We start from the raw sequence: 19954 nt of genomic DNA on the forward strand, positions 1-19954 counted from the left end.
GTTCTTTTTCGGGCTTGCTCACCATTCGATACAACCCTGCCTGCACCTGCTCAGTTACAACCTCGCGCTGCTCAACGGGAATGCCTCGATCCCCCCTAAGAAACGTTGTGATTCGCTGTGCGCCGATCTTAAGGCCATGACTGGCCCGCCCGTCCAGCCTGTCTTGATAGTCGGTCAGGGTCATACCCGGCAGGATCACGATAATCTCACCCGGCCTAGTGCCACCCAACATGCTTTGCCAAAACGGCTTATCGTCTGGACGTTTGACTTCTACAAAGGGCGCCAGCTGCTGCAACGTCAAGTAATGCTGGAACTCTTGAAGGCTGAGATCTTTACGTTTATCAACATCCCGCCCCCACGGGGTGCTTTGCAGCCACTGATCATGGCCACTGGTGTTGTAGCGGTTGTAAAGCCAAGTGCCCGCCAATTCCAGTATCGTGAAAAACCCACCGGCCCAACTGGAACGAAAAAAGACGCTGCCAAGACGAGCGCCAGCAACCTTCCATGCCGTCTTACGGGCCTCACCTTTGGCAGCCATCAGCACTTGATAACCGGCCTTTGCTGTATGACCAAAACCATAAGCATTAGTGGCGGCCAAACCTCCCGATGCGACCATTGCGATCAGGGCACCATTTTGGGCTCCGCGATTGCCTCTAAGTACGGCTTGAGACCATTGCTTTTGATAAGCGTTGAAACTTACTAAAGCCGCAGCAAAACCCAAAGGATAAGTTACAAAGCCCAATCCAATATGTAACTTACCCATGGTGACCTGCAGCCGGCTAAGAGAGTTTCTTGCGAGAACCTCGCCGAGATTTTTAGCCTGAGCACTCAAGGCGGTATCAAATATGCCTTGAGCAGCAGCAAATCCAGCCGCACCAGTGGCTGCAAACGCACTCATAAAAGGCATCCAGACCCTCTTATCACTTGAAGCAGACAAAGTCTCTTTAACCACCTGCACCAAATTCACCGCCTGCGCCACAAACAGCAACAACGCCGCGCCATCCCCCAGCACGTTCATCACCGGCGCGCGATGGACACCTCTACGAAAGTTATCCATCAGCCCGGCCACTTGCCGTTTGCCTTCATTCGGGAAGATCACAGTTAGCCCAGCTTTGCCCTGTGTCGAACCGAAAATCCGCGCATGTTCATCCGGCAACTCCGGGATGGGACTAAGGCTGGCTGCCAGCCGTCTTTGCTCCAGATCCAGCCGTTGGCTGTCGTACTGGATTTTCTCCAGCAGTTCCCGGGAGGTCTGAGATTTGTGCCCGTGTTGACGATTGGACTTGGCCCGTTTCTGTTTAAGCAGGGCTATTTCCTGGCGCAGTTTGAAGGTTTCACGCAGCGTTTCGCGTAACGCGGCCTGTTCTTGCGGGGTCGCAAAATGGAACGTCACGCCTTCGGTTTTGGCGGCCTGCACTATTCGTGATTTGAGGGCGACGGGCAGTTTGCGCAGCAGTTCCTCAACGTCGGGCATGGCGTTGTTTTTGAAGAACTCGTCAAAGTTGACCAGCACGTTTTCCAGCCCGCGATTAAGCGCCGGGGTCAGGGTGTTGAGGGCGGCATTGACCACTGATCGGGTACTGTCGGGGAGGTCGTCCAGCGCCGGTAAGCGGTTCTGTTCAAGGGTGCGCAGGCGGGCCAGGAGTTCAGGGCTGTTGTTGAACAGGACCATGCCCGCAGCCAGCAAAAACGCGTAGTGCACCCACAACGAGGTTTGGTCGCTGTAGGGCAAGGTGTAGTACAGCGGGCGGCTGAATTGCGGGTTGCGCTCGCTGTACGCCAGCAGTTGTTCACAAGCGTCGTCGCTGCGGCAAATGTCTTTGAGGCAGGCATATTCAGTGGCAAACGCGTGCCCGGCGTGGCCGATGTCCATCGGGTCGAAGTACCAGCCCGCTTTATGAAACGCGCCCGAACACGTCAGTTTGACCCGGTCGGCAGTGATGGCATCGAGCAGGTGGTTCCAGCGCGCTAGCCCGGCTCGATGGGCGAGTAATTCTCGGTCCATTGCTTCGCGGTCGATCAGTTCATTGACGCCGCGTTGGCCAAATTTCGCACCATACAGCAGGTCATCAACTTGATTGAATCGGTGCTTGCCCAGAGCAATCAGGGTTTCGAAATGCGTGTCGACAAAAGCCACCGGCGCGACCTGAAAATGTTCGCGGGTGTAGAAACGACGGTCGACGTCTTCTGCTGCGCTTCGAGCATTTGAGCCCATGGCAGTGCCTTTTAAGCGGTCCTCATTGGCCAGCATCTGCGCCCGTTGACGCAACACTTCCAGCTCCACCGGCACCGGACTACCCGCTGGCGGCGTCATTAAGCCGCCTCGTTCCAGGTACTCAATAATCGCGGTATTTGTGACCCCGTGTTGCGGCTCAGCCATGCCCTGCAAATCATCCAGCAGCGCTTTGTGCGCCGGGTCCGTGCTTTCACCGATCAGCGTTTTGACATCCAGCGCATTGAGCTGGCTGAGGGATTCGATGTAGCACGCCAGTACGTAATCGCGTTCGTTATGGCCCTGTTTCGCCCCACCATTGCTCCAGTCATCGATCCAGCCAACCACATGGTCTTGATAGTTGGCCAAGTCGCGCATGACGCCCAAGGTGTCTTCCAGCACCAGATACAGCGTGTCGTGCCGGTACTGTGGATGAATGCAGCCGGTGAGGCGGTTCATGGAGGTTTGAGCGAAACGCGCGGGGGTTTCCCACAGGTAGGGCAAACGCTCGTGCTCGGGCAGTTCGGCGTCAAGCCGTTGTTGGGTGCTGCTGGTGTGCTCGGCCAGCGTGGTAGCAGGGTTCTGTTGCTCTGCCTCGATTCGCTCGGTGGCGACTTCGGCCAGCCAATGCTCAGTCATGTCCGGGGTCAGCAGGTGGGGCCCGCCGGTGTCGCACTTGGCCTTGCTCAAGTCGACCGCTTGCATGAAGTGATTACGCTCGGACGGCGCATTGAGTACTTGCTGGCACTTTTTAGCGGTCCACGGGACTTCGGAATACGTGACGTACAAGGTGCTGGTTTTGGCGTAAATCAGTCTCGGTTCGTGGATGGGGTCTTCACGGTCGTCGTCGAACACCGCTTGACCTTGCCACAGCATGGCGCTGACCAGACCGTCTTCAACACGGTACTCGGACAAGGTCCCGCTGCTGCCCTCAATCACGTACAACCAGCCATCGCGCAACAGCCGGATACCCAGCGGCCGGGCGCCGAGGCTGTAGGGCATGGCAAGCTCGCTTGCGGGATCGAGTGCCGGATTGTCGACGATGCCATAGCGCAGCGGGATCAACTGCACGGTGGTTTTCATCAGCGGGCAGGTGCCCATACTGTTTCGCGCATCGTCGCGGGAGAGGTTGACGTTGTTGGGGTTTTTGGGCCAGAAGACGGTCGACATCAGGCAGGCTCTCTCAGGTGCAGTGCTCGGCAGCGGGCGATTTCAGCCACCTTCTCGATGCGTTGCGCAGGCGTGAGCGCCGAGACGGTGATCAACTGAAGGTGCAAGTCGGGATGGTCCCGCAGCGCATGTTCCCCGAGGTAGCCGTGCACATTGGCGTAAAGGGTGATGTCGAGTTCACTGCTCAAGCCGCGGTCATAGGCCATGCTCGCCAACGTGTGAACATGCGCCCAGCGTTCGCTTGGCGAGAGGTGGGCCTGGTACGCGGGAAAGTAATGGCGTAGATGCCGGTCGAGCCGCAGCACCACATTGCGAAAACTGACGACATCCAGTGCATTCGCCTCTTGCTCCGAGAGTAAGTAAGGCGTGGCCTGTTGCGGGATGGGCGCAGGGCCGGGGCGATGATGGAGGTGCCAGACACCCTGCGCTGCGTCGGCGATCAGAATCTGCTGGCATGGGCCAAACAGGGTGGGATCCCCCGCTTCGACCGCCAGCGCAAATAACGCATGCATGACCGAAGGGTCTGCCAGACGCAGAAAAACGCGCTGTTCGTGGGGCATCCGGACCACGGTCAGCCAGCGCAGATGGGCAATCATGGACGGCCATTCACCGTCACAAAACAGCAGGTAGCCCCACTCTTCTTCGGCTTTGGCTAAAAAATGTTGGAGTACGGGCTGAGCCGGTGTCTCGACTTTTAATACACGCGGCGACAGTTGCTCAAGGCCGGGCATTGCCGAGGCAGTGTACAGCGGCTCAAATACCCAGGGATTGTTCCATTGCGCCAGCTGTTGAGAGCGTTTGATCAGGCTGACTGCATCCAGCAATAAACCGCAGTGCCCTTGCCATTCAAGGTCGGCAGGTAGACCTGCCGACAACGAAAGATCACGCGTAACCATTGAATGCCTCCTGCGAACGACATCAGCCCGCCGAGGCGGGCTGATGAAGTTTATGGGTGCTTGGGTTTAACCTCAGACCGGGGTGCGCCAGTCATCAGAGCCAGAAGTACCGCTGATTTCGTGAGTCCAGGTGATTTTGCGGTATGTGAACTGCACGTCTTCCAGGTGGGTGAAATGGCTGTTAGCCGGGTCCTGGCAGTTGTGCATGTAGTCTTTGATGTCGACGATGATCGCGTCTTCAATTTTGGTGGTGTAGTAGTGCTCTTGCGTCCCGGAAGCCGATGTCCGAAACCATTGAATAACGATTTCAGTCATGCGCTCGCCTGAGGTCAATGCTTGCAGCAGCAACGGCGAAGACTTGTCAAAAACCTTGGTGATGCACAGCGGCTTGTGAACACGCTGACCGGTGGCCTGACCCGATTGCGGGTCACGCGGGATGATCACCTCGTGGCTGAAACCCTGAACCATGACCTGGTCTTCGTGCCCTTCCTGATAGGTGTTACCCACTGAATCGGCCGTGAACGCGCCGGATGTGATCAGGCCCTGTTTTGCACCGGTGATGGACATATACGCTGGCGTAGCCATGAAGCTCTCCTTGCACAAAAAATGTGATAACCCGGCAAACAAAAACGTTGCGCGGCCATAGGAGAGTTCAATAGTTGTGCCAGTTAACGTTCAGCCCTTATAGATCAACGCCTGTAGACGACCGTGTGTTTATCGACAGGGGATTTAGGCGAAATATCAGGGAAAAGTGCGCAAGGTGTTGCGCACTGCTGCGCAAAAAGTTGCGCAGTTCGCTGGAGCCCTTTTTTGATAAGGCTTACAGCAAAGTGCTCGGTGTAAAAACAGCGTTTACGTGCGCAAGTTGTTGCGCAGTTGTTAAGTGCAGTTTTGTGACCGACTACAGCGATGAAAGGAGCATGTTCTGACGCTCAACAATCAAGAGATCGCGAGGCAAGCTCGCTCCTACAGACGGCGCAATCTTGGATTCCTGCGGGATTTAACACAAAAAAAGACCCTGCCCGGCGTCGGGGAGGGTCTTTTTTTAAGCGTGGGGTTAGCCCAGGTTTACGCCGTGAGACGCCGCCAACGGGCCCAGTCCGCCTGCAAAACCCTGGCCGATGGCTTTGAACTTCCACTCGCTGTTATTGATGTACAGCTCGCCAAAGATCATGGCGGTTTCGGTTGAGGCGTCTTCGCTCAGGTCATAGCGCGCCAGCTCTTTGCCATCCGCCCTGTTCACCACGCGAATGTACGCATTGGCGACTTGACCAAAACTCTGCTTACGCCCGGCCGCTTCGTGGATGGTGACGGCAAACACCAGTTTTTTGGTGTCTGGGGCAAAGCCGGACAGTTTGACGTGCACTTGCTCATCATCGCCCTCGCCTGCGCCTGAGCGGTTGTCGCCCTGGTGCACAACGTTGCCGTCCGGTGAGGTCTTGTTGTTGTAGAACACAAAACTGCCGTCGTTCAGCACTTTGCCGCTCTCGCCAACAATAAACACCGAGGCGTCCAGGTCGAACTCCTGGCCGTCGGTTACCCGTGGATCCCAGCCCAACCCCACCACGACTTCGGTAAGGCCCGGTGCTTCTTTGGTCAGGGATACATTGCCGCCTTTACTCAGACTTACTGCCATGTGCGTGAATCCTTATAGAAAGAACTGACTGGGAACGGCTTGAAAGACCAAGCCATACCCCTCGACTGCATCGTGTGCTGCGCCTCCTGGCCGTTGAACAAGGCAAAGCTGTCAGCCGTTTTTAACGTCCGATTTTTCTTCTTTGCCGGGGAAAACAACGCTGGCCGCAATGCCGATGGCCAAGACCACCAACACCACCAGCAAGCTGGTGTTTGGCTCAATGCTGATGCCATGGCCAAACAGGTGGTTGGTTGCATTCAACGCCAGCTTGGCGGCGATAAAGAACAACAACGCGATAACCGATTTTTCCAGGTGCACCAGATAACGCTTGAGGGCTTCAAGTACGAAGTACATGGTGCGCAAGCCCAAAATCGCAAACATCATGGCGGAGTAAACGATCAAGGGTTCACGGCTGACGGCGATGACGGCTGGCACGGAGTCGAAGGCGAACAGGATGTCCGAGACCTCAACCACCACCACACACAAAAACAGCGGTGTGGCGAACAAAGCGCCTTTGCTGGCCAGGGTCATGCCCTTGTTCTCGGGTTTGGTGATCTCCTGCTCAAGCACCGTGCGCGACACAAAAAACTGATGACCGTGCAGCTTTGGCCACACCGGGAACAGTTTTTTCGCAAACCGGTAAGCGACGTGTTTGGAATAGTCTTCGTCTTCGTCGTCTTCATTGCCGCGCAGCATCATGATCGCGGTCCAGGCCACAATCACCGCAAACAGCACCTCTACCCACGGGCCAAAGGCCAGAAGCCCTGTACCGATCGCCACGAAGATCAAGCGGAACACGATGGCGCCGATGATGCCCCAGTACAGAACACGGTGACGCAGCGCATCGGGGATCTTGAACCAGGCAAAGATCGCCATGAACACGAACAGGTTATCGACGCTGAGGACTTTTTCGAGTGCGTAACCGGTAACAAACAGGCTGGCCACGCTCGGACCATGGGCGTAATACAGATAGCCCGCAAAGGCGAGAGAGATCAGCACCCAAAAAATCGACCAGCAAGCCGCGTTGGTCAGCGTGACGGGTTTATCGCTTTTGTGGGTAAACAGATCGATTGCCAGGGCAATGACCGCAAGTGCTACAAATACAGCGATGGTCGTTGGCGGAAAACCAATTGCCGTGTTTTCCATGGTGTCCTCAAAGATCAAAATCGCCAGCCTCGGCGGTCGTTATGTCGCGGTCATTTAGACCCGGCAGCCCAGCCCATGCCCCAGCCAAAGGCCGTGTCCATGTCTGAATGGCCATTGTAGAACTCAACCTTGCGATTGACCTTGACGCTGCCGTCAATGTTTTCAAGCAAGGCGACAGCGCACATACCCTTGGAGCCGCCCTCTTCGCTCAAGCGCACTTCGACCGGCGGTTCGCCCGGCATGTACAAGGTGATGACGCCGTCAGTGGCCTGCCAGTTCGGCGCGCCTTTGTAGATGAACGCGTAGACCAGCACCCGGCGTACTGCGTGCCACTGTTTGCCATTGATGCGTAGCCACTCGCCGTCACTGGCGGCCCCGGTACGGTCATCGCCCATCAGTTGAATAAACGGCTCATCGGCAAATTCGCCAAACGCATTACCCAGGGCCTGGACGGCGCCTTTGCGGCCGTTTTGCAGCTCGTACAGGCAACCCACATCCAGATCGATACCACCTGATTTGCCGAGCAACGCTGCAAAAAAGCCACCGCCGCCGCGGTTTTGCGGAGCTCGGTTCCAGTTGAGGTTAATTTTGATCTCACCGAAATCCCCGTCATTTTTAACGAGGCTGATGGAGGGGCGTTGCTTGTCGAGGGTGACCTTTGACAGGTTGACTCGGGTTGCAGGAGCCGGCACCACAGGCGCAGGGGATGGCGTGACCGGGGCGTCAATTTCCATACCGAAGTGTTCCGCCAAGGGGGCCAGGCCGCCAGCAAAGCCCTGAGCGACACAGCGGAATTTCCACGCGCCCTGGCGACGATAGAACTCACCCAAAATCAATGCGGTTTCCGCCATGCCCTGCGTCGGAATCGGAGCCTCTATGCCGCCGCTCACCGCCACGGTCAGATGGGGAAATGCCGAGAATTTAGCCTTATTTTCATAAACGGTGGCGGTCAATGCGACTTTGTCGACTGCGGGATCAATTGCCTGCAAGTCGAGGCTGAACACCGCCCGACCGGGGCCGGACTCAAGCAGTTTGACCGCGCCATTGTTGACCGCTTTCTGGCCGAAGAAGCACATATCGTTGTCGCCACGCACCTTGCCCGAAGCCGTGAGCAAAAATGCCGAAACGTCCAGCTCCGCGCACGACACAGGGCTGTAGCTGACGGTCACGTTCAAGGTTTCGGTATTAACACCTGTGTTGGCGCCCGGCGCCAAAAGGGTCATAAACGCACCGTCCGGGGCGCATTGCAGCTCAGGTCACACGCCAGCCCCATCGATACTTTTTTAAGCCCCGCCCCGGTCTCCTTTTCCAGGGATACCGCTTGGTTCTTGGACAACGAAATAGCCATGTAGCGTTTCCTTTCCTTGTCTGAACTCAGGGACGGGGGCCGAAAGTAGCTGCTGGCTCATGATCTGTTCTGCTCAGAGTTCCTCACGCAGACACACATCCAATGGCCGCTTGCGACGCCACAGCGCATGAAACTCGCGCCAATGTGGCTCTTGGGCTGCCCCCAGCATTTGCTCGTCGCCCTGGGTGTCTCCCCAAGCACGTAGTGTGTATTGATCCAAAGGCCCATATTGGGCCTCCAGCCGAATGACTTTTTGCTCGCATCGACAGTTGGTACCGTCGATCTCTCCGGTCAGCACGCCATCAACCGACTGCAGCCGGGTGCCAATGAGCGCGATACCGAGCTTTTTGGCAAAGGGCTTGAGCACCAGCTCTGGCGAGGCTGAACAGATAGTCACAATGGCCTTCTGCTCAAGCTCGGAGGCGACCGATACTAAGCCCAAAGGTCGCATCAGTTGCTGCCAGGAAGCGTCACAAAATGCTTCGGCACGCTCGGCCACCCATGCTTCCTTGGCTCCCGTGAGATAGACCGTAATGAGTTTTTCTTTCAAATCATTTCGGCTGATCCGGCCCAGCAAATAAGCGGTGGTCGCCGGGATCATTCGCAAGAGCCGCATCGCGAACAAGCGGTTGCCAAACGCGAAGCGCAAAAAGGGCACAAAGCTGTCGTGATAGGTCAACGTGCCATCAAAATCGAAAGCCGACAGGACCTGTTTGCCCTTCTCAGGCGTATTCAAAACTTCATTCAACCGACTACTTCAGCCCATCGCAGGCTGCCTCCAAAAAGGGTCTATCGAGCGGGTCATTTCGGGGCGAACCCCTTGCCAATGCGCTCGTTCAATAATCATTTGCGCCCATTTGCCATGGGTCGCGGGTTCACACATCGCATCGTTGAACTTGAACACCGCAGGCGCCGTATCACTTTGTATCTGGCGTGCGCTGTTGAAATCTTCAAGGCTGACTTGCAGCGCCCTGTGGATAACTGCAATTTGCCCCGGATGGATTGCAGTTTTACCGACAAGCCCGTGGGCGATATCCAGCGCCAATTCCTGCTCCAGCAACTGCGGCGCGTTGAGCTGTTCAAACACCGGCGCCGTCAGCGCAAACCCCGCAGAGCCCATAATCCCGCATAACATCGGGATAACGTAACCCATCGGTGTGCTGTAAAGCGTCATCGTCGGTGAACGACGCAGCCCCAGAGAGCCCATCAGATCATTCCCGCCTATACGCAGGGCAATGATACGCCCCGGCAGGTGTTCGAGCAGGGCGCTGCGCAATTCAACCATGGCGCCGGGGTCAAAGACCTCAGGTGTTTCAAGGGTTGGCATCAACATCAGGTCGTCGCAGGCCACGGCCTGTTGCCACTCGCGCAAGTTGCTCAGACACAGTTTAGGCACAACAAATCCATCGACGTGGCGCATTAATGGCCATTCACTGAGCAGCGCCGCCATGCGGCTGTCACGCGGCCGGATAAACAGGATCGGCCCGCCGGACGGTCGACCGCCCCGCGCTTCGATAGCCTCCAGCAGGTGTTTGAGATTGTTCAGTGCCTGTTGCACATCGGTGGCGGCCACGGCGTCTTCGAGGCACAGCACCAGCGATCGCAACCCCTGGATTTTTTCACCAGACACCATGTCCAGGATGTCCGGCCGGGTGGCCGGCATGTACAGCGTGGCCCCCAGGGCATAGGGCGAATGCTTAATCATCAGCGCACGCTCCTGATGACAGTGAGGGCGCGATATGGCCCCAATTCGTCACCGACTTCGCGGACCTCGATGTTGGCCTGACGGCTCAGGTGCATCAGCAGTTGCACGTCCGGATCGTCACGCCCGCGCACCAGCACTTGCTCGGGCACGCGGCGCATGACGGCACGGGTCGCCTCGGCAATGCCGGGCTTGATCCGGTTGCTGTTGAGCACCGAAAAACGCGTCGAGATACCGTCCAGCACACTTTGCGCGCGGCGTTGCAACGCCCAGGCCTGTGCCAACGTCCAGGGTTGAGCGCTGGCGGGCGCGGTTATCCGGGCACGTTCGGTTTCGATGCTGTGGATAAAACTCATGGTCACGTCATGCCCAGCCAAATGGGGGTACATCACGCACCCGTGCAAGCCGGGTTCCGGCGCCCAGATTGAGCGCGATACCAGACCGGACACGGTGGCCCCCAGAATTCCCGAGGGGATCAGCCAGTCTTCGGCAGACGCCGCCAGCCAGGCACGCCCACACGGGTCCGCCAACACCACCAGACGCGGCCGGGGTGCAAAGCGCGAATCGGCGGCCAGGCTCTCCCGCAGTTGCTCGCTGATCGCTCCTTTGCCCGTCCAGCCATCGACGAAGACGATGTTTTCGGCCCCATGGGCCTTGACGACCGCTTCGAGGGCCACGTTGTCGATGCCACGGTCGCGGACAATGCTGACCCCGTAATGCCGGGCATCACGACCGGCTTCACGCAGTGCCCGGCGCAGCAATACGCCCAGCGGCACCCCGGCGCGCACAAATGACACCAGCGCAAGGGTGCTGCCGGTGCAACGTTCGTTCAAGGCGTTGGCCAAGGCCTGAACATCTGTGGCCATGCGCGCCGCATTGTGCGCCAGCGCCCGCCTGTAGAGGTTTTGATGGGGTTGGGAGGGCGCATGCTCCTGGCTGATCATTTCGGAGTAGTGGCGTTGCCGGGTCTGGATCAGGTGCTCTTTTTCCTGCACACCGGTGGTTGTAATCACCATCGCACGCAGTAAAAAGTGCACATCATCCCGGCCGTAACTGCCGCTGCCGACGGTATTCAAGCCCGCGCAAACATTACGCATGGTCCACGCTCGCACGCACATGGCTGGCCAACTGGCCGTGTTTTGGAGTGCCCCACCAGTCGCACTCAGTCATAAAACCCAGGTCCGACAGGCTGTCGCCGAAGCCGAGCAATGGCCGTTTGCCGTTGAGTGCCTGATCGCGGCGAATCCACTCGCGCACCGCTTCGCGTTTTTGCAGCGCCTGCGGCAGGAAGGCCAGGTTGTTACCGTTGCCATGCACGTTCAGGCCGTTGAGCAAACCCCGCGCCCTGGCCTCGGCACACACGACCAGCAGCGCATGATCGGTTTCATCATTGTGTTTGGTCACCACGTAAGTGGCCAGGCCTTGCTCCTCCACCACCCAACTGCGCAGCGAGAAGCCCAGCTCTGCGCCGAGCGCCAAGGTTTGCTCGCTCAGGCGGTGCAAACGCGCCTGCTCCGGCGCCAGTTCGTGGCACATGCGCGCATGCCAGTCGCCATCGGGCACACCCTGTGCGCTGAGGATGACGCCACCGTGGGCACAGATGGCCCCGTGCGCGAATGGAAGCTGCACCCGCTGATACGCCTCAACGCTGCGCGCAGTCACGGGCACCACGTCGGTGGTGGCCAGCAACCACTCGACAAAGCCCTGCTGCGTCGCATTCATAAAGCCATTGGGCTGGCCCTGCGCATCGAGCGTGGCGGTGTAGCGCGGCCCTTCGGCCATTTTGCGGGCGGTTTGAAACAACGTGTCATCGAGGTCAACGAACACCAGCGGGCGATTAATGGCCATAAACAATGACCTGCGCATTCAATGCCCTCAGCAACGCAGGATCCAGCGCAGCCGCCGGGGTTTCGCTGCAAATCAGTACACGGTCAAACTGGCCGGGGACGACGTTATATAAAAAGTTGGGAATGCCCAGGCCATAGTTGTCGCGAAATGACAGCGCATGATCGATGGCGTGCCCCAAGGCGATGGGTGAACGGCTGGTGGCGCTGAAATGCACATCAGCGCCCGAACGCTCTAGCCGCTCAGCGAGCAAAAAAGGCGGCCAGACAAACTCACTGGTGCCGATCACCACAACCCGCTCGCCGGGGGCGACGTGCAGCTCGGGGGCCAGTGTGTCGCGGTGTTCGCACACGCCCATGCGCCCCCAGTCTCGTTCAGGTTTAAGTGGCCAATGACCTTCGGCCACGGTGCCGACGCTGGGCATTTCTTGCAGCTCGGCGTGTGCATTTTCGGCAAACGTATAACGCCCGGCGAGCAGTGAAACGCTGCTGGCGTGACTGCCCTTGGCCTTGCGCAGCGCACCCTGCGACCAGTCGGTGAGGGTGGCGCTGACGATGCGTTCAATAGACTCAAGCCCGGCGTCAGCCAGGGCGTTACACACATTGATAAAGGTGGTGCCGGTAGACGCCTCGTCATCCACCAGCACCAGTGAACGGGCCGTCAGCATGAGGGCACGGACCTGCGCACTCTGCGGCAGGTGCAGTAAATGCGAAGTGGCGTGGCTGTGTTCTTCTTCAAAACGAGCAAACACCGTGCTGCCCGTCGGGTGCCGGGTGCTGCACAGATAAACACTGTCGTTACGCGTGCGGGCCAAGGCGCGGTGTACGCCAGCGCCGAGGCCGACGGCCGTTTCGGCCATGCCGATGACAAGCACCGGGCCGGGCAAGTCAGCTGGGATTTGCGCGGCCAGCGCATCGAAACACTCGGCCATCCGCGACGGTCGGGCAGGAATGTGCCGCCCCAACACACACGAGACAAACAAAAAGGCGCGCTTGGGGTTACGCCGTTCAGCGAAACGGAAAAGGGCCTGTGGCTCAAAAGTCGATGCGTTGACCTCAACCTCCAGGCGACCGCGCTTAAGGTTTGCGGACAAAGCCTTGGTGCCGATCATGGGTTTAGCGCTGCTCATCAGAGTCTATTACCTGGGAATACGTCGAAAGAGCGCGGACGATTCGCCAGTGACCCGGCTAAAACAAGCTGAAAATCGTTACCTAACATGCCGGTATATGCGCCGAAATCTCGCTAAAACTGCGCGTTTTCACCTTCACAGCGAGCTGCACCCTCTCGTCGCGGCAATATGACGAAATATTAATTTTATGAACTAACTAGTTCATACTGTGCGACATCGTGTCGCCCCCTGCTTTGCGACACTGCTTTTGAAGGAGCACTTTTAGATGTTTTTTTCTTCCCGCGCCTTGCTGACTTCCGGCCTGTGCAGCGGCTTGTCACTCTTGGCCCTCGCCCCCGCTTGTGCACTTGCAGACACCTCTGACGACCTGATGAATCGCTCAACGCTGACCGGCGATTGGGGCGGCGAACGCCAAAAGCTGATCGACAAAGGCATTAAGCTGACCGGCGACTACAACTCCGAAACGTTTTCCAACCTGCACGGCGGGATCAAGCACGGCACGCGGTATTCGCAGCAAGTGCGCATCGGCGCCCAGTTCGACCTGAGCAAGCTGCTCGATACCCCGGACGCGGGCCTGGTGCAGATCACCGTCAACGACCGTCGCGGCCATAGCGCCTCCGAAGACTTGGTGGGCAACCGCTTGCCAGTGCAAGAGAACTACGGCGGCCAGTACACGCGGCTGTCTGAATTCAGCTACCAGCGCACGCTGTTCAGCCCGGCGCTGACCACCAAACTCGGCTTCCTGGCGATGGGCAACGACTTTGGCGGAATGACGCTGCTGACCAGCTTTGTAAACGCCGGTTTCTGCGCACACCCGTTGACCATGTCCAACGGCAGCGGCTGGAGCAACTACCCGACCCCTCATTGGGGCGCTGAATTGCGCTACACCGTGAGCCCGTCGCTGACCTTGCAAACCGCGGTGTTCCAGGTTAATCCGGAGTACAACAGCCGCTCCTCCGAAGCGTTCACCATGACCACCCGTGGCACCACCGGTGCCATCCTGCCGCTGGAAGCGATCTACAACCACAACGCCTGGCTGAGCGGCCAATACAAAGCGGGCTGGTACTACGACACCTCCAACACCACGAAAATTGGCAGCACGCAAAAAGCCAACAATCGCACCGGGGCTTATGTGCTGATCGACCAGGCAATCTGGCGTGATGAGCAAGACCCCGAAAGCGTCTTGCGCGCCTTTGGCCAGGCCGCTACCAGCAATGCCGCGACCTCGGCCATGCACCGTTGGTACGCAGTAGGCCTGGTGAAACAAAAGCCGTTTGCCAGCCGCCCGCAAGACAGCATCGCCTTCGCTTACGGGCGCGCCGTGTTCAACTCACGCTCGCGTGACGTGCAAGAAGCTGCGGCTGCCAACCCTGAGCAAGCCAACATGATCGCCAACCTCGACAGCGGCGAGCAGTTGCTGGAACTCAACTACGGCGCGCAAGTAACGCCATGGTTGCTGCTGCGTCCGGATGTGCAATACATCATCGAACCGGGAGCGTTCTACGGCAAAAGCCGGGGCAATGCACTGGTCGCAGGCTTGCAGGTCAAAGCAACGTTCTGAATGTGATCCTGACCCGGCCATCGCCGGGTCAGGAACAATGTTGACGCCTGCAAGCACTGCGGTGCCATCACGGGGCAAAAAGTCCTGAATCGGCCATTTTTCACATTTTGTTAAACTTTCCCCTCCTATACTCCAGCGCATTATTCACTGAAATATAGCCTGGTAACCCAATGCGTCTGACTCGTCCCGCTCTGCTGTTACTGCTGCTCGGTTGTGTGTTGATGTTTTTTGCCTTGGGAAACCACCATCTGCAAGGTTCCACCGAATCCCGGGTTGCCGGGATTGCCATGCAAATGCACTTGAGTCAGGACTGGGTCACCCCGTCCCTGCTGAATGAACCCTTCCTTGAAAAACCTCCCCTGAGCCTGTGGCTCGATGCGACGGCGATCCAGCTGTCTGGCGGCCAGCTGTTTGCCGTGCGCTTGGCGTCCGCCATCGCCGGGCTGTGCAGCATCATGTTGCTGTTCACCATGCTGCGCCGCTTCGGTCGGCCGACAGCCATGGCCTGGACGGCTGCCGCAATGCTGGCCACCATGGGCAGCTTTTGGGCGAATGCGCGCCAGGTCGGTGAAGATTCGCTGCTGACCTTGGGCGTCAGCATGGCGCTGCTGGCGTTTTACCAGGCCAGCCGCCAACCGCGCTTTGCGGCCGGTAGCTGGTTACTGTTTGCCGCCGGCATTGCCATTGCCACCTTGAGTAAAGGCGTGTTCGGCCTGGCCTTGCCGGGGGTGGTGATTTTTACCTATTTGCTGTGCGACAGCCTGATCAACAAACGCTTTGCCGTGAAAGACTGGCTGCGCCCGGCCCTGATGACTCTGGTGGGCTTGATCCCGCTACTGATCTGGCTGTGTGTGCTGTATCAACGCGGCGGCCTGCAAGCGGTCAGCGAAGTGGTATTGACCAACAGCATTGGCCGCTTCAGCGGCTCCTTTGTCGAAGCCGGCCACTACGAACCCTTCTACTATTACCTGCGCAAATTGCCCGAAAGCTTCCTGCCGTGGAATCTGCTGACGTTCCTGGGGCTGTGGCACTTCCGTAAGCAACTGCGCAGCAACCCTTACCTGCTGTTTTTCTGCGTGTGGCTGTTGGCGCAATACCTGATGCTCAATATCGCCTCAAGCAAGCGCGCGGTGTACTTGATGTCGCTGACCCCGGCAGCCGCCGTGATCGCTGCCGAGTACGCCGGGGTGGTGCTGCAATGGCTGCGCAAGAAAAGCCGGGGCTCGGCCATCGCCAGGTTTTTGAGCGACTACCATCGCTCGCTGGCCATCGCGCTGCTGGCCGGGGTTGTCACCACCTACCTGATCGCTGCGGCGGTGTGGGCGCCGCGCGCCGATCGCAGCGAATCCTTCCAGCCCGTGGCCGCGCAGGTCATCAGCCTGCAAGCCAGCGGCAAACACATCGCCCTGCTGCAACCGGACGAGCGTCTGGGGGCCGTGGTGTTTTACAGCCAGCAACTGCCGCACACGCTGAACTCCGCCGCCGAGTTGCAGGCGTTTTTGGCGCAGTCGCCCGACAATATCGCGGTTATCGACAAAACCGAGGTGCCGGGAGTGGCGCTGAAGGTGCTGGACACGGTCAGTGTTGGCCGCCATCACTTTTACTTCGTGACGCTGGCGCCCACTGCAGAAGATTGATCCGCGGCAATAGAACGACACTTGGCGTGGCCGATTACGGCACATTGGCTACGCTCCCTGTGCTGGACGTTACCCAGTCAAGGAGCTAGCCATGACCATCAGCATTACCAGCCAGAGCCTGAGCGACTATGACGCTCAGCTGGCCTACAAGACCGCGACGGCGTACCTGCGCCAATCCGGCCTCGCCCGTTATCTGATTGACCAGCTTGAGCACCAACCTGTAAAGCTGAGCATCGAGGTCAGCGCCGACCCGGCACTGGCCGACAAAGACGTCTCGAACAACGGGGCGCTTGTCTGGAACCTGCGCAGCAGCGTGTGGCCAAACCCGCAGGTGACAGACGTCACCGCCCTGCTCAACCGCAGCCCGGTGCAACAGAAGGCGTACCTCACCAGCCAGTGGGTGCTGATGCACTTGCTCGCGCTCGCGTGTCAGCAGTTGAACAACCAACTCGACTTTCGCGATGCGGATGCCCCATGGCCGTGGCTTGATGAAAAAGAGCTCAGCGCTGACGACATCGAAAAAGCCGTGGCCCAGGAACTCAGGGACGTGCCGTTGCCGGTCGAAGACAATTGGAATCGTGTGTTGGCTTGAGGGTACCCAAGCTCGCTCCTACACGTTGAGGTGTTAAAACCGTGAGGCTTCGAGGCTATGGCCAGTTGGCAGGGTGCCTGGCGGCACGATGGCGTTCCAGTCTTTGGTTTCGACATAACCGAGCATTTGCGGCTGTGCGCTGGCGCCCTCTACGTTGATAAATAACGACGCGCCATAACTGAAGGTGGTTTCTGTGGGCACATGCATCTGGCTCTCAAGCTCGTCCATGCATTCGCTATGGGTGACCAGCACCAGGTTGCGACCCGGGACTTTGTGCTTGAGCACATCACTGAGCATTTTGCCTCGGCAGTTGAACACCCAGTCTTGGGCTTCAACCTGACGAACAAACATTGCATCCGCCGTTTGCCGTGAGCGTGTCAGCAAACTGCTGTAGATATCGGCATGGGCCAGTCCCATTTGACGGAACTCATTGCCCAACGCCTGCGCAACAGACTCGCCGTGTACGGTGATCCCGTCCTCAGGTCCCATGCACAGCGTCGAAGAGCGGTCACAACGTTCGCCATGGCGAACCAACGCAATCACATCACCTTTAGCCCAGCTTTGTTTGAGGGCCAGGACACGGCTGGCATTGCCGGGCAACGCCAGGTTGGGAGCAGAGGCCGGCGCCAGCAGTTGAAGGGTGACAAAAACTGTCAAAGCCGTCGCCATAACTGCCACCAGTGTATTTCGATAACGCGCGAACGCTTTGCGCAGTAATGCGCGCTTAGCACCCGCTAAACGAAGACTCAAAATCACGTAGAACACCCCTATGGCAGTCAGTGAACGACAGTCGCCGTCACCCTATAACGCGAATATGACAATGGATGGGTGAGCAATCCCGCTTGTAAGAAAACAGTCTTGCATAGCAAGGCTTTTCCCAAACTGAACGCAGTCTATAAATACGGGTGTAGGAGGCAGGTGAAGCGAATGTGAAAAAAATCTTCAAGCACACCCTTAATCGTCTTTTTGTGTGAACTGTTTAACCGCTGATCATTGCGCATCAAAAAACGTTTCAGCTCTGCTCAACGCCGCCGATACAGCTCAACACACTATTTGCTGGGCCAGAAAAACAAAACCCTCCAGCGATAACAGATCCTGCGTGCACCGTTCCTGGAGATTGAAATGAGCAGTTGGCTGAGCAACATCAGCGTCAACCTGAAACTGGCCTTGGGCTTCGGCCTGGTTTTGGCCCTCACCTGCCTGATGGCAATCAGCAATTGGTTCAGCCTGGGGACATTGATTGACCGCAGTAACTGGATGACCGATATCACGCAACTCAACAGCGCGCTGACCAACCTGCGGGTCGCACGTTTGCAGTACATGTTGACCAATGGCGACGAGACCGCCGCACAGAACGTGCAGACCAATCTGGAAGCCTTTGAGGCGCAGCAAAAACAACTGCTGAACACGTTCAAGAGCCCTGAAAACCTCAAGTTGCTGAACGAGCAACACGACCTCATCACCCGCTACCAAAGCGCCCTGGTGGCGATGCGCAAGGCTTACGTTGAGTCTGCGGTGTCGCGTGAGCGCATGGATCGCAGCGCCAAAACGACGCTGGCCGACATCGCCACGCTGGACGCCCGCACTTTGCAACGCCCGGCGGGCGAAGAAGGGCGTTTTGAGCAGTACCAGGCGGTCACCAAAGTGCGCGAACAGTTCCTTATGGCCCGCGATCTGGGCCGCGCCTACATTGCCTCGCCCACGCCTGCGACCGAACAGGCTGCGCGCAACCAACTGGCCGCTGCGACAGCCAGCCTTACAGGGTTGAACACTTTTTTCAGCGCCAGCGCCGCTGACACCTTGCGTGCGTTAAGCGATGCCATGGCTGAGTACACCCAGGCGTTGCAGGTATTCACTGACACTGACAACAGCATTATCGACCGCCGCAAAGACATGACGGACTACGGCAACGGCATCCTTAGCCGCAGCACCGAGCTGTACAACATTCAGCTGGAGCGTCGTGACACTGACAGCGCCAGTGCCAACCGCCTGGAACTGATCACCACCTTGCTGGTCTTGCTGCTGGGCGTGGCGGCGGCGGTCGTGATCACCCGCCAGATCACCCGCCCGCTACGTGAAACCCTGGAAGTCGTTGAGCGCATTGCCAGCGGCGACCTTAGCCACAACTTGCAAGTTACTCGCCGCGATGACCTGGGCATCCTGCAACAAGGTATTGCGCGCATGGGCACGACCTTGCGTGATTTGATCAGCGGGATCCGCGACGGCGTCACGCAAATCGCCAGCGCAGCTGAGGAGTTGTCTGCGGTCACCGAGCAGACTAGCGCCGGGGTTAACAGCCAGAAGGTCGAAACCGATCAAGTGGCCACCGCCATGCATGAAATGACCGCGACCGTGCAAGAAGTTGCACGCAATGCCGAGCAAGCGTCCCACGCCGCAGCCGCCGCCGACGACGAAGCCCGCGCCGGTGACAACGTGGTCAATCAGGCCATTGACCAGATCGAGCGTCTGGCCGTTGAAGTCGGCCGTTCGACCCAGGCCATGGCCGTGTTGCAAACAGAAAGCGACAAGATCGGCAGCGTCATGGACGTGATCAAAGCCGTGGCTGACCAGACCAATCTGTTAGCGCTTAACGCGGCGATTGAGGCCGCACGTGCCGGTGATGCCGGGCGTGGGTTTGCGGTGGTGGCCGATGAAGTGCGGGCCTTGGCGCAGCGCACGCAAAACTCTACCGAAGAAATCCAAACCCTGGTCGCGGCACTGCAAAGTGGCACCCAGCAAGTAGCCGTGGTCATGAACAACAGCCGCACCCTGACCGACAGCAGCGTGAACCTGACCCGCCAGGCCGGCACTTCGTTGCAGGGCATTACCCGCACCGTGTCGAATATTCAGTCGATGAACCAGCAAATTGCCGCAGCCGCCGAGCAGCAAAGTGCCGTGGCAGAAGAGATCAGCCGCAGCATCCTCAACGTGCGTGACGTGTCAGAACAAACCGCGGCGGCCAGTGATGAAACCGCCAAGTCCAGCGTTGAACTGGCGCGGCTGGGGACACAACTGCAAGCAATGGTCAGCCACTTTAAGGTGTAACCGACCTTTAGAAACCCTCTCCCACGGGAGAGGGT

The 19954-nt window shown here is 58.3% G+C and carries 16 protein-coding genes and 2 pseudogenes; 5 read left to right on the forward strand and 13 right to left on the reverse strand.

What is annotated here, in order from left to right:
* The 12 genes and pseudogenes from GHO32_RS22360 to GHO32_RS22415 all read right to left on the reverse strand — a co-directional run.
* The coding region (locus GHO32_RS22360) for a toxin VasX (RefSeq protein WP_178113926.1) at window positions 1–3382 on the reverse strand (3382 nt) is incomplete at its 3' end.
* Window positions 3382–4278, reverse strand: coding sequence for a DUF4123 domain-containing protein (locus GHO32_RS22365; protein WP_153335543.1), 897 nt, complete (start codon window positions 4276–4278; stop codon window positions 3382–3384). The genes GHO32_RS22365 and GHO32_RS22360, both read right to left, overlap by 1 nt.
* Before the next feature lie 72 nt (window positions 4279–4350).
* On the reverse strand, window positions 4351–4863 hold the full coding sequence (locus GHO32_RS22370; RefSeq protein WP_048372946.1) for an Hcp family type VI secretion system effector: 513 nt from the start codon (window positions 4861–4863) through the stop codon (window positions 4351–4353).
* Window positions 4864–5335: 472 nt separating this feature from the next.
* Entirely contained in the window at window positions 5336–5914 is a 579-nt protein-coding gene (locus GHO32_RS22375) for a TerD family protein (protein WP_153335542.1), read from the reverse strand.
* Between the two features lie 111 nt (window positions 5915–6025).
* On the reverse strand, window positions 6026–7060 hold the full coding sequence (locus GHO32_RS22380; protein WP_153335541.1) for a TerC/Alx family metal homeostasis membrane protein: 1035 nt from the start codon (window positions 7058–7060) through the stop codon (window positions 6026–6028).
* A 50-nt stretch (window positions 7061–7110) separates the two neighbouring features.
* Entirely contained in the window at window positions 7111–8283 is a 1173-nt protein-coding gene (locus tag GHO32_RS22385) for a TerD family protein (RefSeq protein WP_153335540.1), read from the reverse strand.
* A gap of 32 nt (window positions 8284–8315) precedes the next feature.
* A pseudogene (locus GHO32_RS22390) lies at window positions 8316–8408 on the reverse strand (TerD family protein); the annotation flags it as partial.
* 73 nt (window positions 8409–8481) lie between these two features.
* On the reverse strand, window positions 8482–9156 hold the full coding sequence (locus GHO32_RS22395; RefSeq protein WP_123751808.1) for an HAD family hydrolase: 675 nt from the start codon (window positions 9154–9156) through the stop codon (window positions 8482–8484).
* 9 nt (window positions 9157–9165) lie between these two features.
* Complete coding sequence (locus tag GHO32_RS22400; RefSeq protein WP_153335539.1) at window positions 9166–10113, reverse strand: HpcH/HpaI aldolase/citrate lyase family protein; 948 nt, start codon at window positions 10111–10113, stop codon at window positions 9166–9168.
* Window positions 10113–11207 carry a cysteine protease StiP domain-containing protein gene (locus tag GHO32_RS22405; RefSeq protein ID WP_153335538.1) on the reverse strand — a complete coding sequence of 365 codons (1095 nt, stop codon included), beginning with the start codon at window positions 11205–11207 and terminating at the stop codon, window positions 10113–10115. Before GHO32_RS22405 ends, GHO32_RS22400 begins: the two co-directional genes overlap by 1 nt.
* Entirely contained in the window at window positions 11200–11958 is a 759-nt protein-coding gene (locus GHO32_RS22410) for a trehalose phosphatase (RefSeq protein WP_153335537.1), read from the reverse strand. Before GHO32_RS22410 ends, GHO32_RS22405 begins: the two co-directional genes overlap by 8 nt.
* Entirely contained in the window at window positions 11948–13084 is a 1137-nt protein-coding gene (locus tag GHO32_RS22415) for a phosphoribosyltransferase domain-containing protein (RefSeq protein WP_153443003.1), read from the reverse strand. Before GHO32_RS22415 ends, GHO32_RS22410 begins: the two co-directional genes overlap by 11 nt.
* A 265-nt stretch (window positions 13085–13349) precedes the next feature.
* Here GHO32_RS22415 and GHO32_RS22420 point away from each other — a divergent pair, with 265 nt between their 5' ends.
* The 3 genes from GHO32_RS22420 (at window position 13350) to GHO32_RS22430 (ending at window position 16874) form a co-directional block, all read left to right on the forward strand.
* Window positions 13350–14645, forward strand: a complete 1296-nt coding sequence (locus GHO32_RS22420; protein WP_153443004.1) for a carbohydrate porin — start codon at window positions 13350–13352, stop codon at window positions 14643–14645.
* Between the two features lie 170 nt (window positions 14646–14815).
* Window positions 14816–16282, forward strand: a complete 1467-nt coding sequence (locus GHO32_RS22425; RefSeq protein WP_153335534.1) for a glycosyltransferase family 39 protein — start codon at window positions 14816–14818, stop codon at window positions 16280–16282.
* Between the two features lie 91 nt (window positions 16283–16373).
* Window positions 16374–16874: a hypothetical protein gene (locus tag GHO32_RS22430; RefSeq protein WP_153335533.1), complete on the forward strand. Its 501-nt coding sequence runs from the start codon at window positions 16374–16376 to the stop codon at window positions 16872–16874.
* Window positions 16875–16907: 33 nt separating this feature from the next.
* Here the strand turns inward: GHO32_RS22430 and GHO32_RS22435 are convergent, their stop codons facing one another.
* Window positions 16908–17543, reverse strand: coding sequence for a histidine phosphatase family protein (locus GHO32_RS22435; RefSeq protein ID WP_153335532.1), 636 nt, complete (start codon window positions 17541–17543; stop codon window positions 16908–16910).
* Window positions 17544–18131: 588 nt separating this feature from the next.
* Between GHO32_RS22435 and GHO32_RS27270 the strand changes: the two are divergent.
* Both GHO32_RS27270 and GHO32_RS27275 read left to right on the forward strand, forming a co-directional pair.
* A pseudogene (locus GHO32_RS27270) lies at window positions 18132–19064 on the forward strand (methyl-accepting chemotaxis protein); the annotation flags it as partial.
* Window positions 19056–19919 carry a methyl-accepting chemotaxis protein gene (locus GHO32_RS27275; RefSeq protein ID WP_371924544.1) on the forward strand — a complete coding sequence of 288 codons (864 nt, stop codon included), beginning with the start codon at window positions 19056–19058 and terminating at the stop codon, window positions 19917–19919. The pseudogene GHO32_RS27270 and the gene GHO32_RS27275, both read left to right, overlap by 9 nt.
* Window positions 19920–19954: the final 35 nt, after the last annotated feature.

Origin of the sequence: Pseudomonas sp. FSL R10-2189, from assembly GCF_009600325.1 — a bacterium.
GTDB lineage: Bacteria > Pseudomonadota > Gammaproteobacteria > Pseudomonadales > Pseudomonadaceae > Aquipseudomonas > Aquipseudomonas helleri.

Bases quoted from the DNA above. Each gene is read 5' to 3' on its own strand.
- GHO32_RS22405 (WP_153335538.1), bottom strand. From the start codon at position 11,207: ATGCGTAATGTTTGCGCGGGCTTGAATACCGTCGGCAGCGGCAGTTAC.
- GHO32_RS22415 (WP_153443003.1), bottom strand. From the start codon at position 13,084: ATGAGCAGCGCTAAACCCATGATCGGCACCAAGGCTTTGTCCGCAAAC.
- GHO32_RS22400 (WP_153335539.1), bottom strand. From the start codon at position 10,113: ATGATTAAGCATTCGCCCTATGCCCTGGGGGCCACGCTGTACATGCCG.
- GHO32_RS22365 (WP_153335543.1), bottom strand. From the start codon at position 4,278: ATGGTTACGCGTGATCTTTCGTTGTCGGCAGGTCTACCTGCCGACCTT.
- GHO32_RS22375 (WP_153335542.1), bottom strand. From the start codon at position 5,914: ATGGCAGTAAGTCTGAGTAAAGGCGGCAATGTATCCCTGACCAAAGAA.
- GHO32_RS22370 (WP_048372946.1), bottom strand. From the start codon at position 4,863: ATGGCTACGCCAGCGTATATGTCCATCACCGGTGCAAAACAGGGCCTG.
- GHO32_RS22435 (WP_153335532.1), bottom strand. From the start codon at position 17,543: ATGGCGACGGCTTTGACAGTTTTTGTCACCCTTCAACTGCTGGCGCCG.
- GHO32_RS22430 (WP_153335533.1), top strand. From the start codon at position 16,374: ATGACCATCAGCATTACCAGCCAGAGCCTGAGCGACTATGACGCTCAG.
- GHO32_RS22385 (WP_153335540.1), bottom strand. From the start codon at position 8,283: ATGACCCTTTTGGCGCCGGGCGCCAACACAGGTGTTAATACCGAAACC.
- GHO32_RS22420 (WP_153443004.1), top strand. From the start codon at position 13,350: ATGTTTTTTTCTTCCCGCGCCTTGCTGACTTCCGGCCTGTGCAGCGGC.
- GHO32_RS22380 (WP_153335541.1), bottom strand. From the start codon at position 7,060: ATGGAAAACACGGCAATTGGTTTTCCGCCAACGACCATCGCTGTATTT.
- GHO32_RS27275 (WP_371924544.1), top strand. From the start codon at position 19,056: ATGGGCACGACCTTGCGTGATTTGATCAGCGGGATCCGCGACGGCGTC.
- GHO32_RS22425 (WP_153335534.1), top strand. From the start codon at position 14,816: ATGCGTCTGACTCGTCCCGCTCTGCTGTTACTGCTGCTCGGTTGTGTG.
- GHO32_RS22410 (WP_153335537.1), bottom strand. From the start codon at position 11,958: ATGGCCATTAATCGCCCGCTGGTGTTCGTTGACCTCGATGACACGTTG.